Source organism: Anabaenopsis tanganyikae CS-531 (genome assembly GCF_029891675.1).
GTDB classification, from domain to species: domain Bacteria; phylum Cyanobacteriota; class Cyanobacteriia; order Cyanobacteriales; family Nostocaceae; genus Anabaenopsis; species Anabaenopsis arnoldii.
On sequence record NZ_JANQDF010000103.1, the window covers coordinates 15,469 to 30,012 of the forward strand.

Consider the following 14,544-nt stretch of genomic DNA (forward strand, 5'->3'; position numbering starts at 1 on the left):
AGGCTTAGACTTTAATAAACCACTGTTGGCGATACATGAGATAACTCACTGCTAACCAAAATAAGAGTGTGGCTAGGGCGAATAGCAATGAACCGTTGAGCGCACCCGCCCAAGATGCGAAAATGTTTTGGTAAATCCAGTTGTAGGTGCTGATGGTGGTTTCATCTGTGCCGATTTTGGTTCTCACTAAGATTTTAATTAGTAAAATCGATGCTGTGAACAGGGCGATCGCATTTAAGCCCATTATTTCAAAGGGTTTACTCCAGCGTCGAATTAGCCTTACTTCTATCAATTCATAACAACCTGCTAGGAATAGTAAAGCCCATCCAGTGCTAAACATCACATAGGAACTTGTCCATAGTTTTTTATTAATGGGAAAGGTCAACCCCCACACCCCACCAATAATTAAGCAACCAAGCCCAAATAATCCCAATCCTACGCTTGTACGTGTTTTTATTGGTTGATTGCGTATCCATCTACCGGCAAAGTAGCCGCCCAGAAGACTAACGGCTGCGGGAATGGTGCTAAATAGTCCCTCTGGATCTCCCAAGTTATCATACCCGTCACCTGCATATAGGTGATCTGGGGGAATAATTAAGCGGTCAATATAAGCGCCAAAGTTACCGGTGCGAGTCAGTATACCCCTCCCATAATCGGGAACTGGGACATACATCATGATTAGCCAATAGCCGATGAGTAACACAAATGCTAGTATCCACTGTCCTTTGGCTGGTAGTTTGAGGACAGCAAGGGCAGCGAGCAGGTATGTTAAACTAATGCGCTGTAATACTCCCATGATGCGGATATTACTTAAATCAAAAGTCCAAATCCCCTGATTCCAAAAGCCGTTTAGTAGTAAGCCTAGGAGAAATAGTATGGCAGTACGACGCCAGATGCGCCGGTAAACCCCTGCGGTGTACTTTGACAAGGAAAATGACATTGCTACACCGACAATAAACAAGAAAAAGGGAAATACTAGGTCTGTCGGTGTGCATCCGTGCCAATCAGCATGAGCTAGGGGAGGATATACTTTACCCGCTACTCCTGCCATGTTGACTAAAATCATCGCAGCAATGGTAATACCGCGAAACACATCCAGTGAGAACAGGCGCATAGGGTAGATTTTATATATGAATATTTGATTTTTTACACGCTAGATTAGCAGAAGCTACAAGTAAGTTAAGATGCAGTTAGCTCCGCTATTCCCGTTGTTTTATCGCATTCTCCAACCCAGTTTTCCTAACTGTCTTTGGAGTGGTAATCGTGATTATAAAGCGATCGCTCTGACTTTTGATGATGGACCTCACCCGGAATACACACCCCAGGTATTGGCAGTATTAGACCGCTACAATGTCAAGTCCAGCTTTTTTTGCTTGGGTGCTTGTGTTAATCGTTCCCCAGCTATTGTCAAAGCCATATGCGATCGCGGACACTGGATCGGATTACATGGTTATGATCATCGTTCTTTTCCCACCCTCTCCCCAAATCAACTGCAAGAAAGTTTAAAAAGAACTCAAGCTGCGATCTACAATGCTTGTGAATTGACACCCGAACAAGTGTGTGATGTTCGACCCCCCAACGGTTTGTTTACACCCCAAACTTTACAATTATTCTTTAAATGGAATTACCGCCCAGTTATGTGGAGTGTTGTACCAGAAGACTGGGTAAGGCCGGGAGGAGCTACTGTAGTCCAACGAGTTCTTAAACAAGTGCGGAACGGTTCACTAATTGTTTTGCATGATGGTGCTTGTGGTGGACAAGATGTTGCTGTCACTATCCAAGCACTAATTCCGCAATTAATACATCAAGGCTATGAATTTGTGACTATTGATACTCTTTGGGAGCAAAAAAACAACCATGACTTCACAGCCAAGAATTCAGTTTGACACTCTGATGGTCTAAAGACACTGAGATTCTGCTGACAGAGTAACTTTAGGTCTAACCCCACAGTCTTACTCTCGCTACGATGGTCAAACACCGTCTACCCAGTCGGCTAAAGTCTAAGCCTAGCTTACTCGCTAGTTTTGACCAGAAAAGACCACGGTGGTTTTAACCACCAAGTCGCTTCCCTCTCAGGGCTAAAGCCGCTGAGTTTCCCGCTTACCGCGATATTTTTATGAACTTAGGATACAAAGCCAACTATTTCCAATTGGCTGCTTCCTCTTCACTAAGAGGATAAGAAGGGTATGCTGAATCTTCAGTACCCAGCAGATTATGGATTTCACGTAATGAATTTGGTTGATCTGTAAAATTGTGAGGTGAATCACTCCCACGTTCAATCAGGTCTTCAACTTGGCAATTCAAAGCTTTGCAAAACCTAATAATTCTTTCAATATGCTCTATCCCAGTTCTACCGCTTTCCCAGTTCTGAATCGTGCTTTCAGTTACGCCTACAAGACGAGAGAGTTCAAGTTGAGTTAGCCCTGCTTTTTCACGGAGCGAAGCTATCCTTGGTTTTGGCTTCTTTTTCACAGCTACAGCACTTTTATTTTATCTATATCAGTCGTATATTCTATCACCAAAAGAAAATAAAGCCTAGAAAATTACTAATTTTTTTTCTTTACACTATATATACTTAATTGTTTTTGCTGAGACTATCTATAAAAGCTTTAATAAAATATACACAACCATATTTCCCCAGAAATTTCAGCGGTAATGGATAAGTAAAATCAACACTTTTGCGCCTATAAGAGCCGGAAACCCACTCCTTATAGGCGTGGGACAAATGCACAGATTTAATTACTGCTTCTCTCAACTGGAAAAGTTATCTACCCTGACATCCTTCCAAATATCGGAAACTTGCCAACCTGAGTTACCAAGAGATTGGACTATGGGATGAGTACGTACAGGAATGTAGTTAATCTGTCCATTCTCTATATATTCCGGATATTCCTCAACCACAGCTTCTGAGACATTAACAGTGTCTGCTGGAAAACCTTGTTCTTCTGCTTCCTCCATCAACTTGATTTTATCGAGGAGAAGCTTTTCAGATTTTTTGATTAGTTTCATATTAAGTTCAAGAATTGCAAACCTGGACAATAAAAAACGAAAATCTTGATATCGATTTTGAAAGAGACCTTTGTAGTCCTTCAAGCATCGTCAGAGATATCCGCAAAAAGATATTATTAACTTTGGGGTAAAAAATTTACTTGACAATTACTGATCTAAGCAATTGCAGTTAAAACCACTCTCCCGCGCATTAATCACGGGAGATTATGGGTTAAATCAATAATCACAGGCAGTAATCCTGCTACATTGCCTCACCCACTGGACAAAGCCTTACCCAAAAAATGCATTTTAGCATTAATGAACTGATAAATTCAACCATCTGCTGATATCTGTCGGCTAGAAATCACTTGCTGATTGAGGTTACCGGATGCGGTTGACTTAGAGACAACACCAAAGGCTGATGTTTCCACAGCATTAACTGAACCCGATTGAAAATTATTCCACCGTCACGCTCTTAGCGAGATTACGAGGTTGATCGACATCCAAACCACGACGGGCGGCAATATGATAGGCTAACAATTGCAAAGGAATCACTGTCAGAATAGGCGATAATAACTCATCTACCTCAGAAACGGGGAGCAGATGGTTAAAAATCTCCCCAGCTTCCCCATCATGGATGGGAGTTACACCAATTAAGCGGGAATCTCTGGCTTTGGCTTCTTGGGCATTAGAAAGCACCTTTTCATAAACACTACCAGGAACAGCGATCGCCACTACAGGAACTTTCGCCTCTAATAAAGCAATGGGGCCATGTTTCATTTCCCCCGCTGGGTAACCTTCAGCATGAATATAGCTGATTTCCTTTAATTTTAAAGCTCCTTCTAAAGCAACGGGAAAGTTGATCCCCCTCCCCAAAAAGATAAAATCCTTGGTTTCAGCAAAGTCATGTGCTAAGTGTTCGGTTAAAGTTTCCTGACTTGTCAAAGTGCCCTCAATTTGTTGAGGAATTTGCTGCAACCCGTGAATAATTTCTGCTAGCCTCTCTGGTGAAACTGTCTGGCGACGTGCTGCTAAATCTAGAGCTAAAGCGTAAAATGCCATCAGTTGGGCGGTAAAAGTTTTGGTTGCTGCCACCCCAATTTCAATTCCTGCTAAGGTGTTGATCATATGGGGAACCATTAAACCTAAACTGCTTTCTGGACGATTGGTAATACCTAAAAGTCGGGCTTGATATTTGTCTTCTTTCCCTTGACGACGGTCTTTTTCCATACTTAAAGCCGCCAGTGTATCCGCAGTTTCACCAGATTGGGTAACACCAATAATTAACGTATTCGCTGTTAAGGGTGAAGGTGCATAGCGATACTCAGAAGCATAATGTACTTGAGTAGAAATCCCTGCCAGTTGTTCAATTAAATATTTGCCGATTAATCCTGCGTGCCAACTTGTACCACAGGCAACAATATTAATTTGTTCTAGGTCTGTGTAAAATTCATCAGGTAAGTTGAGGTTAATTGGTGACCTTGATTCAGTCAAATTAGTACCAGTACGAAAGTAAGCAGCTAAACTAGCTCTAACTACCCCCGGTTGCTCATGGATTTCTTTGAGCATAAAGTGTTTGAATCCCTGCTTTTCTACCATCGTGGGATTCAAATTCAGCAACCGGGGTTGTTTTCTCAACCTATACCCGGCAAAGTTATAAATTTCTACGCCTAATGGTGTCATTCTAGCGATTTCGCCATTTTCTAGCGGTAAAATAGCACGGGTATGAGCCACAATGGCTGGAGTGTCAGAGGCGCAAAAGAACTCACCTTGACCAAAGCCAATCACTAAGGGGGCTTGTTGACGCACTACAATCAACTCATCTGGGTGGTCAGCAGAAATAACTGCGATGGCAAATGCACCCTGAAGATGGTTAACGGCTTGGCGAATTGCTTCTAATAAAGGAGATGGGGAGGTAGGGAGATGGGGCGTTGGGGGATGCTTTAGAAATTCGGCTATGAGATGGGGAATTACTTCGGTGTCAGTTTCGGAAACAAACAGGTGTCCTTTTTGTTTAAGTTCTTCGCGCAATTCCCGGTAGTTTTCGACAATGCCATTTTGTACCACCGCCACACGCATGTTATTGTCCATATGGGGATGGGCGTTGTGTTCTTCCGGTTTACCATGAGTCGCCCAGCGGGTGTGACCGATACCAATTTGGGCAGGAGTTGCTATTTGTTCGAGTTTAGAACGCAGGTTGTGTAGTTTTCCTTTGGCGCGAACACATTTTACCTCATCTTCCCATACGGTGGCTATACCGGCGGAGTCGTATCCCCGATATTCTAGTTTTTCTAGCCCTGCCAGTAAGATATCTGTTGCTGATTGAGTGCCTATATACCCAACGATTCCACACATGACTGACACCACCTGGTTTCAATATACTGCAATCTAGTCTAGTTGCCAGCAGAACAGCGGCATTCTCTCCCAAAAAAAAAGGAGCAATTAGCTCCCTATGCTACCAGCTATGGTAATGGTTTTTTACTTTTCCTAAAAAAAAATAAAAATGTCGTAGGGTGAACATATCCACCCTACAATCGTAAATTGTCAACCAAATCAGGAATTTAAAGTCAATTCCTTAATAAGCTAGACCCATACTGCGAGTTGTCTCAGCCCCTAAGTAGACTCGAATGCTTAAAAAGTCAGTAGGGCAGGCTGTTTCACAACGCTTACATCCCACGCAGTCTTCGGTGCGCGGTGAAGAGGCAATTTGAGCGGCTTTACAGCCTTCCCAGGGCACCATCTCCAACACGTCTGTAGGACAAGCGCGGACGCACTGGGTGCAGCCAATGCAGGTATCGTAGATTTTTACGGTATGAGACATTGAAAAAAGGCTCCTTTCCAGTGTTCTTCTCTGCAAAAGAATCATATATCAAAGCATAGTTTACAGCAGTAGCTTATCGTCCGTAATCAAAAGGCTACATAACTTTAAACAATGTAATAGCCACTGGGGAAATTTTATATTTGCTAAATCTCTCTATTGCCTATATATCAATGAGAATCAATGGGTGTATTTACTTTTATGCCGGCTCAAAGCCCTGCTATTTGTAAACTTATATGAAGTGAAAGTCAACACAAATCAAGTCAATCTGGGATTTCTCCATAGTAATTATAGACTATTACAGCAAAGCAAATAGTGATCGGCGATCGCCAGCGATCGCGGTGATTTGGTCAGCTAGAGTAGTTTACTGCGATAGGATTTGTATAATGTAAATCACATCACATAAATTTATTTATGGAGCCAGAGTCTTTAGCAACTGAGGTGATTCTGACACATGGTCACCAGTCACTCGGTAGAGTCCAACTTGATTGGACACCCCAACCAGGAAACTATGTCGATTTTGAAGGTAAAACTTATGCGGTATTAGAACGCCGCCACAGATACCAATTTAAATCGGGACGTTACCACTTGCGGAATATAGCCCTTTACGTACAGTCAGCCAAAAGACCAACAGAGAAAACCTTAGTCAAGGGACGTTGGGTAATAGGTGATGCTACCTGTATCTATAATGCACAGTCAGAAATCATCCGCTGTGCTGTCAACCCGGACGGACCGTGTGAGTCTTGTCGTTTCTACGAAAAAATAGAAGTGAGAAGTTAGGTGTCAACAATTCCCTAATACTTCGCCCACAATTAAACGGTTACCATTGACAAAATCCCATCCCGACTGGGGACGTTTACCGGCTAACTGAACCTCTCGTAAAAGTAGCAACCCCTGACCAGTTTGGGCAATAGGGCCAATTCCCTTGGCGATGCTTACCACTTCTCCTATACTCCCTGATCTGGTTGATAAATCAGGTAATTTTTCGTATATTTCTTTTATTTCAGTTGTCGAATCGTCACAGTAAGCATCCCCAATGGGAATAGAGGCAATAATTTTTATTCCTTGATCACGAAAGGTGGTTGTACAATTGGGGTAAAAGCCTCTAATTTGGTTGTGTAATTGAATAGCAGTCTTTGACCAGTCTAATGTGTAGTTGTGCTTTGTAATCAAAGGCGCGTAAGTCGCTTCTGAGTCATCTTGAGGAACAGGTTCAATTTCTTGATTTTGCCAATGGAATAAAGTTTCTACTAATAAATCTCCACCCATTACAGATAGCCTCTGAGCTAAATCCTGGGAATTATCTAGCAATGCAATCGGTGTGCTTGCCTTCAATAACATAGCTCCGGTATCCATTCCTACATCCATTAACATTGTGGTGATTCCCGTTTCCTTTTCACCGTTATAGAGACACCACTGAATTGGTGCTGCACCACGATACTTAGGTAAAATCGAGCCATGGACGTTAATACAACCTAACCTGGGCATATCCAATATTTCTGCTGACAAAATCTGTCCATAGGCCACGACCACAAAGACATCTGCATCAGACTGTTGAAGTTGGGTTAAAGTCTCAGTATCCTTTTTAATCCGTGGTGGTTGCCATACAGGCAAGTTATGGTCAATAGCAACGGTTTTGATGGGGGAAGGGATTAATTTATTTCCCCGTTCACGGCGTTTATCAGGTTGGGTGACAACTGCTAAAATCTCAAACTCTGGTTGATTTAATAATTTTTCTAGGGTAGGAACGGCGAAGTGAGGTGTTCCAAAAAATACTATTTTCATTAGTTATTACTTGTTACGTAGGTCATCTGAAATGATTTGTCTTTCCCCCAGGACAAAATACAAATAAAGTCCTGACTCAAAACCAATTTAGATAATTCTATAGGATTTTCGCCCACTGATGTACTTAGTAGTAGTTGCGTAATAAATCAAAACACGGATAAATAATCTGGCGTTACATGTCCTGATAAATCACCCCGTTCCCGACGGTACGGTGTCCATGAACCAAGCTTATTAGCAGTAACACTGCAAAATGAATTTTTTTGATGTTAAAGTGGTTTCATATTGGCGAAAATCAAGTTTCCTTGATAGACTATATATAGTGGGTTAAGCAGCTAATCAGTTGGTGTGAACTCTCGGCAGTATTAGTCTTCCTATTTGGCTATGTTTCACAACCAGTCATTTTAGGCTGACTGAATCAATCTGTGTGATGGGTTTAACCCCTATTTGGTTAAGAGTTTAGTTGTGTTTATCGAACTCATGAGATGGCGATGCCTCAATTTTTCCAGAAATATTAGTTTCTATCTTAGGGTAGATGGTCAAGCTGTTTTCTTAGTTTTATTGAGTTGTGCATCATCTTTCTCAACTTTTGAACTAACGCCTGAATTTTACCTTGATCAGGCTCTGCTTTCTTGTAGCAGGAATCAATAGGGTAAGGAAATGTACCATATTGTATGTAGCTAATAACTATAGAGTTACTCTGCATGACTTTTTGATGGCAAACCTCCAGGAACACAATTACAATCTCTCTGTAAACAGGTGCAAATTATTATGATACTAAACTTTTGTCAAGTTCTGCAAAGTTTCAACAAATTATCCAGTTTAAATCGTTAAATGTAGAAATTTGTAGTTATATCTTTAATTATCTAATTATCGTCTGCTTCCTTGCTGCCTAGGTATTGCTCTTCACACAGCACGCCCTCCTCCCTAGAGAGTCCACATATGCTCAAACCCTTCTTGCTATCAGGATGGTTCCGCCTCCAACCATTTCTCAATTATTTTGTTCTGGTGATGCTGATCACCCCCTTAGTTGCTGTATCGGTTCACTCTACCTCAGCAAAACAATCAAAAGCAGTCACAAATATGGCCACTGCACGGTCAGAGTTTGACTCTGCTCCTTTGACAGTGGCTAGTATAAATGAACCTTATTTAGTTGAAGCATTAACAACATCTCCCATCATCTCTTTGACGGCAAAATCTCGCACTATGCCATTGTTAATGGCTTCTCTTGGGGAACAGTCAAGATTACAAAACGGGGCTTACTCTTTGCTAACAGATATTGAGTCCCATCATGTTTCACCATTCACAGGAGGAGAACTAGTAGTAATTCCAGAAACTCCTGTGAGTAAATTTAATTTAGGGCAACAATTCCCACAGCCTGGGAATAGCCTTCATGCACAGTTCCCTAATGAATTGCTGATGGCTAAATCATTGAGAAAAACTCCTCAACAATTGCCAGAAATTTTCAGGCGAGAAACACCTGTGATTGAAGAACTGGATGAAGCGCAAGTAGGAGAGATTGATCCCATAGGAAGCCCCCATCCCATTCCTTGGAAATGGATTCTCGCTACCCATGAGGCGATTAGTGCTAACGGTGGTTCGGGGGTTCGCTATTACCGCAGTGTGCCTGTGAGTTCTCCAGATGGTAGATATATTGTTTACAGTAGGGTGCAGCTAGAAGTAAAACCAGAAATGTATAACAGCAAAGTTACCAGTGTGATGTTTCTGGAAGATACGCAAGCTAAAACCTTGCGGGTGATGCTTTCAACAGGTCCGATAAGCGATCCTTTGTTGAACACAAAGGACTCATCAGTGGTAGCAGATACTGGTATGAGTGGTCAAATTGGGGTTTTAGTTCCTGTTAGCTGGTCAGAAAAAGGCGATCGCTTTTTAGCACGTAAATTTAAAGGTAAGTTCAACACAGGCGATTCTACAGACCATGCAGTCATTTGGGACATGCAAAAAAATTACATTAATACTGTTGCTCCTGCTCGTGAGGCACATGAGCATGAGAAGATAGCCGTATTATTGGGTTGGAGTAAAAACAAACCTGATCATGCACTTTTCCGTTCAGGAGAAATGGGAGAAGAAAACTGGCCTTTGGTGCAAGTTACTACCGATGGTCAGACTTTAGATACAACAGATGCAGATCAGCCTATTACTTTTGGTCAAAAAATTACAGAAGTTTGGCCAGGTCCACAATTTGCTTCTCGATAGCTTCTAAATGGTCAGCCTGACTCCCGTTGTCATATAATCACAACGGGATTTTTTTTACAACAATTAAAGCTATAGAATAAATTTTTCTATTTAGTGATTTACCTAACTACTACTATTCTAACTTTTCACTGTTTTCTAATTGATTCAGGGTTTGTTTGACGCGACGGATAGGTAAATTAGCAATCAAGGCTGTGGTGCGTTGGTTGCTTTCTAAAGAAAACTCTAGTCCCTCTGCCTCAATTTCCACATAGCGACAAACTATCTCTAGAATTTCCTGTCGCATTTTTTCTAACTTTTGCGGGTCTAAATCAACGCGGTCGTGGGCAATCACCAGTTGCAAGCGACGTTTCACTTGTGTGCGACTGCTGTCAGGACTACGTAAAAATAATCGTTCTATAAGTTCGAGAATCATTGCCAATAGGTTTGCGGAGACTGGAACATGAATTAAACAATCTTTGTCCATAACAACCTTCGCAGACGGGCGAAGAGGCTGTCGTGGGGTGAGTCCAGATCAAGAAAATCGACCTTTTCTCCTTCCAATCTACGGGCAATATTATCAAAGGCTATGGCAGCTAAAGAGGGGGTTTCCCCTAATACTAAAGGTTCGCCGCGATTGGTAGAGACAATAACACGGTCATCATCCGGTATCACCCCGATGAGGGGTATTGCCAGAAGTTCCTGAACGTCTTGCACAGACATCATATCATTTGCTCGCACCATTGCTGGTCTGATGCGGTTAATGATTAAATGAGCACGCTTAATTCCTTGTGCTTCTAATAACCCCACTACTCTGTCAGCATCGCGAACTGCGGAAATTTCAGGAGTAGTGACAATTAGGGCTTCTTTTGCCGGGGCGATGGCATTTTTAAACCCATTTTCAATACCAGCCGGACTGTCAATAATCACGTACTGAAACTTTTGGGCTAGTGCATTCACTAGCAATTTCATTTGTTCCGGAGTGACTGCGTCTTTAGAACGATTTTGCGCTGCTGGTAGTAATACAAGATTGGGCTGTCGCTTATCTTTAACCAAGGCCTGTTCTAATCGACACTCCCTAGCCAGAACTTCCACCGCAGTATAAACTATGCGGTTTTCTAGTCCCAGTAACAAATCCAAATTTCTCAGACCAAAATCCGCATCAACTAAAGCTACTTGACGCCCCATTTTGGCTAAAGTCATGCCTAAATTTGCTGAAACTGTGGTTTTACCCACTCCTCCTTTACCGGAGGTAATGACAATAATCCGAGTCATGATAGAGTTGCGCCCGATGAGGGTTCAGGAAATATAGTAAATACTTATAGCACCTGATTTAACCTATTTAATTGGTTTCTGGAAAAATCATTAGCCCTGGCGATGCGAATTCCTTCGGAGGTAATGTGAGCCACTTCTGGAAAAGTCGGCATTGGTGATTTCTCTGGAGACCTAGCTACAGCATCCGCGATCCGCAACTGGGTTGGTTCCATTTGCAAGGCCATAATCAGACACTGACGATTGCCTCCGGCACCCGCATGAGCAATTCCACGTAATCTTCCCCATACTACAATATCTCCTTGTGCAACTACGATACCACCTGGATTTAAATCTCCTAAAATAACTACTGTGCCAGGATGACGAATTTCAGTCCCGGAACGTACTGTCATTTCTAGATATAGGGCATCTGCTGAGGTGGGTATAGCAGTTTTAGACTGGGAATTGAGAGAACTTTCTGGTGCAATCTGTTCGACTGAATAACCAGAGGTGACAGCGGCGATCGCCGTTTGCCGACGACTGGTGGCTACAGATTTCAAATCCAGTTGCGCCTCACCCAAAGCCTCAGCGAATTCTTGTAGTTGTCGTCCATCTAACAACCGGTCTTTAGCGATTAAATGTACTGGTCTGCTAGATCTGCGAAAGCGTTCGCTGGCATTTAAGCGCAACTTTAATTGTTGCCAAATCTCAGACCAGGCGAGTTCTGAAGCTGGTATTTGAGACTCATCTGGCAAAACTACCAACAGTCTTTCTCCCTCACTTTTTAACTGCACTTGGATATGGTTTTTTAAACTATTCTCTGCTGTTAATGACTCAGGAGGGTCACTATCCAAATCTATATCATCCAACTGAGACAGAGAATCTACATCAGTAGGAATAGAGTTTGAATCTAGATCATCCGATTCAGAATTTGACTGTAAGTAAAGGATAACAGAATTTAGTTCTGCATCCGGGATAATATTATCAGAAGGAGTCTCAATATTACCGGACTTCAACGACCCACCCTCTGCAAAGCTAGGATTTACCTCTAAATCCGGAATATGAGACGTTAATCCTGCATCAGGGAGTGCAGAATTTGACTCTAAATTGGGGATATGAGAATCAGAAGTCATGCAGCACCAACCAAAAGATACACCGAGTAATTATCAATATTAAGTCAGTTGTAAAATCCAAAAATTTTTTTACCTATGGCTTTCTAGTTAATCTTCTGTAAATTCTCGCCAAGGCATCAGCATCGCCGACATTACCAGGAAACAGCACCACTGGTAAATTGGGAAACTGAGGGTGTTCCGCAGTGGTGATCACCATTGAACAACCAGCTAAAATTTGTCCCAGTAACCGGGCTGAATTTAAACACAGTCCGGTACTTAAGACATCGTTGGAAGTTATCCCACCCTTGCTGATTAAAAATCCGATATCAGATGGTAAACCCCGGACAATATCCATCAATAAACCCGAAACTTTCAGCCCAAATTCTAACCTACTGTTGATATCCTGAAAAGTTAGTTCCTGACGACTGGTATAAACTACTGGTGTTTTCCCACCATTATGTACCGCTTTTGTAGTTTCCACAATCTCGGTTAGCAGTTTAGCCGATTCATTCACCCCATTATCCAGTAATCGTGCTACATCTACTTCAATTCCCACCGTCCCCTCCACTTGCAATAACGACTGCAACTGCTGAGTGGTCTTTTTCACGTGGGAACCGACAATTACTGCACCCGGTTTTCCGTCCCGCACATATTCCGCCATGTTTTCAGCGGCAATGGGTTGAGGAGGTAAGCCCGCCAAAGCTGTTAGAATACTGGCAGCACTGCGAAACAAAAAGCGTTTTCCTTGACTTGCTGCTGTTAGCACATCTACCGCAAAGGAGTTGAGATCCGCTTGTGTCTCACCATCTACCACGGCGCACTGATTATTACTCAGTCCCAATAAGCGTTCTAAACTACCACTGCGAATATCCTCCAGTAAAAATCGGGTTACAGATTCCGCACTAATACGCCCCTGAGTCTTTTCATCTACATATTTGGGTAAGTAACTGTGATGGTAGCTGAATACGGAATCACGGGCAAATTCTGTTTCATGTACTGGGGTCGGTATACCATCAATCATCAGGTAGTGTACGCTGTCGCGGGTGATGCGACCACCTTCAAAAAATGCCGGGACAAGAAAATGAGCGTCAAACGGTCCGAGTTCTTGGGCGATCGCATCCGTTTCTATGGGATAATGTCCTCGCAGTGTTGAGTCGGAACGGCTAACAACTAAAAAGTCAGTTATATTTTCCTCTCTTAACGCCTGTTTTAACTTTTGACAGACTTCTCTAGTCAAGGCAGCTGCTGACTCCGGCGGTAAGGATCTCGTATTTGTCAGGACAAAGAATATTGGTGAATCATCTTGCAAGCCGAGGCGTAAAGTATCTACATCCCACTGCATCAACAGTAAGCAACTGTGGACAGTTTGCGAGCCTGTGGGGTCATCATCTAAAACAATAATTTTGGGTCTATTATTCATAAATGTGTTTTATTTACAAGTATTTTTTTATTATCCCGCAAAATGCGTTGGCAGTAACTTTTACTGATAGAAGATTTTTTATTTAACCACAGATCATCAACACAAATGAACACAGATACCCCATATTACATTATAGAGCGGTACTCTTAGAGGATGTTTGTCAATTTATGATTAGTGTATCAAATATTGTTTTACCCCTCCCTAACCCTCCCCTTGTAAGGGAAGGGGACTGGATTTTATTGTTTTTTGTGTGTTCGGTGTGTTCCGCAATCCTTCCCATTCCCCATTCCCTGTTCGGTGTGTTCGGTGTTTTCCTGTGTTCCCTAAGATAAAAATTACCTGTTTAAAACTTATCAAACAACCTTTAAGAATCTTATAACTTTTGTCGGCACTATTGTACCTGACTTAAATAAAAGTTGCTGTGATAGTACGGAATTTGGATATTTACTATTAAACTTGTTTTATTTGCTGGTATTTTTTTGATATTCGAGATTTCTTGACACACATATAATAATACAGCATTTATCAGTTTTATGAAGGATAAAAAATTAATTTTATCACATTTATGGTTTACGTAGCTTAGTAGTTTGTACATACCTTGATCTGAAAGATTTTTTTAATCTTCTGAAAATATTTGCATATCCGACTCAGGCTAATACATAATTTTATGATTGAATGATTTCTTATATAAGTGTTTGTTAATGAATTAAAAGATTTTGAATATCTTCTGTGCTATGTAATTTCTGGTTTCGGTTTTTTAGTCATAATTTTAGCTAAAAATCAATGTATTTCGTTAGTATTTTTAACACGATTATCATATGATATTGCTAATAAATTGTGGTTCTTCTGTTACTTTTATGGATAATCAATAGTAAAATGCCAGTTTAATAAACTGCGTAATCTAAAATTACTGAAATTACGGAAGCCATATCCAAGTCTTTTAATTAACTTGAGTTTATTATTAATTCCTTCTACAGTAC

14 protein-coding genes are annotated in these 14,544 nt (G+C 41.6%); 3 read left to right on the top strand and 11 right to left on the bottom strand.

Annotated elements, in window-relative coordinates; translation table 11 throughout:
- Window positions 1-4: 4 nt before the first annotated feature.
- Window positions 5-1,114 carry an acyltransferase family protein gene (locus tag NWP22_RS10625; protein WP_271734999.1) on the bottom strand — a complete coding sequence of 370 codons (1,110 nt, stop codon included), beginning with the start codon at window positions 1,112-1,114 and terminating at the stop codon, window positions 5-7.
- A 70-nt stretch (window positions 1,115-1,184) separates the two neighbouring features.
- On the opposite strand from NWP22_RS10625, the gene NWP22_RS10630 reads away from it, so the two are divergent.
- Window positions 1,185-1,886: a polysaccharide deacetylase family protein gene (locus NWP22_RS10630; protein WP_271735000.1), complete on the top strand. Its 702-nt coding sequence runs from the start codon at window positions 1,185-1,187 to the stop codon at window positions 1,884-1,886.
- Between the two features lie 253 nt (window positions 1,887-2,139).
- Here the strand turns inward: NWP22_RS10630 and NWP22_RS10635 are convergent, their stop codons facing one another.
- The 4 genes from NWP22_RS10635 to psaC form a co-directional block, all read right to left on the bottom strand.
- Window positions 2,140-2,472 carry a helix-turn-helix transcriptional regulator gene (locus NWP22_RS10635; protein WP_271735001.1) on the bottom strand — a complete coding sequence of 111 codons (333 nt, stop codon included), beginning with the start codon at window positions 2,470-2,472 and terminating at the stop codon, window positions 2,140-2,142.
- 279 nt (window positions 2,473-2,751) lie between these two features.
- Window positions 2,752-3,009, bottom strand: coding sequence for a hypothetical protein (locus NWP22_RS10640; RefSeq protein ID WP_271735002.1), 258 nt, complete (start codon window positions 3,007-3,009; stop codon window positions 2,752-2,754).
- A 435-nt stretch (window positions 3,010-3,444) separates the two neighbouring features.
- Window positions 3,445-5,343: a glutamine--fructose-6-phosphate transaminase (isomerizing) gene (glmS, locus tag NWP22_RS10645; RefSeq protein WP_271735003.1), complete on the bottom strand. Its 1,899-nt coding sequence runs from the start codon at window positions 5,341-5,343 to the stop codon at window positions 3,445-3,447.
- Between the two features lie 220 nt (window positions 5,344-5,563).
- Window positions 5,564-5,809: a photosystem I iron-sulfur center protein PsaC gene (psaC, locus tag NWP22_RS10650; protein ID WP_271735004.1), complete on the bottom strand. Its 246-nt coding sequence runs from the start codon at window positions 5,807-5,809 to the stop codon at window positions 5,564-5,566.
- A gap of 411 nt (window positions 5,810-6,220) precedes the next feature.
- Here psaC and NWP22_RS10655 point away from each other — a divergent pair, with 411 nt between their 5' ends.
- Window positions 6,221-6,586 (top strand): DUF6464 family protein, encoded by a 366-nt coding sequence (locus NWP22_RS10655; protein ID WP_271735005.1) that lies wholly within the window; start codon window positions 6,221-6,223, stop codon window positions 6,584-6,586.
- A gap of 3 nt (window positions 6,587-6,589) precedes the next feature.
- Here NWP22_RS10655 and fmt read toward each other — a convergent pair whose 3' ends face one another.
- The gene (fmt, locus tag NWP22_RS10660) at window positions 6,590-7,591 is read right to left on the bottom strand and encodes a methionyl-tRNA formyltransferase (protein ID WP_271735006.1); all 1,002 of its coding nucleotides are present in this window, start codon (window positions 7,589-7,591) and stop codon (window positions 6,590-6,592) included.
- Between the two features lie 939 nt (window positions 7,592-8,530).
- On the opposite strand from fmt, the gene NWP22_RS10665 reads away from it, so the two are divergent.
- Window positions 8,531-9,805: a hypothetical protein gene (locus NWP22_RS10665; protein WP_271735007.1), complete on the top strand. Its 1,275-nt coding sequence runs from the start codon at window positions 8,531-8,533 to the stop codon at window positions 9,803-9,805.
- A 112-nt stretch (window positions 9,806-9,917) separates the two neighbouring features.
- Here the strand turns inward: NWP22_RS10665 and minE are convergent, their stop codons facing one another.
- From minE to NWP22_RS10690, 5 genes are all read right to left on the bottom strand, one after another.
- Window positions 9,918-10,217 (bottom strand): cell division topological specificity factor MinE, encoded by a 300-nt coding sequence (gene minE, locus NWP22_RS10670; RefSeq protein WP_271735033.1) that lies wholly within the window; start codon window positions 10,215-10,217, stop codon window positions 9,918-9,920.
- Between the two features lie 32 nt (window positions 10,218-10,249).
- Entirely contained in the window at window positions 10,250-11,056 is an 807-nt protein-coding gene (gene minD, locus NWP22_RS10675) for a septum site-determining protein MinD (protein ID WP_271735008.1), read from the bottom strand.
- Between the two features lie 44 nt (window positions 11,057-11,100).
- Window positions 11,101-12,165: a septum site-determining protein MinC gene (gene minC / locus NWP22_RS10680; RefSeq protein ID WP_280801856.1), complete on the bottom strand. Its 1,065-nt coding sequence runs from the start codon at window positions 12,163-12,165 to the stop codon at window positions 11,101-11,103.
- A 73-nt stretch (window positions 12,166-12,238) separates the two neighbouring features.
- The gene (locus NWP22_RS10685; RefSeq protein WP_280801857.1) at window positions 12,239-13,564 is read right to left on the bottom strand and encodes a four-carbon acid sugar kinase family protein; all 1,326 of its coding nucleotides are present in this window, start codon (window positions 13,562-13,564) and stop codon (window positions 12,239-12,241) included.
- 855 nt (window positions 13,565-14,419) lie between these two features.
- A partial coding sequence (locus NWP22_RS10690; RefSeq protein ID WP_280801731.1) for a transposase occupies window positions 14,420-14,544 on the bottom strand: 125 nt, incomplete at its 5' end.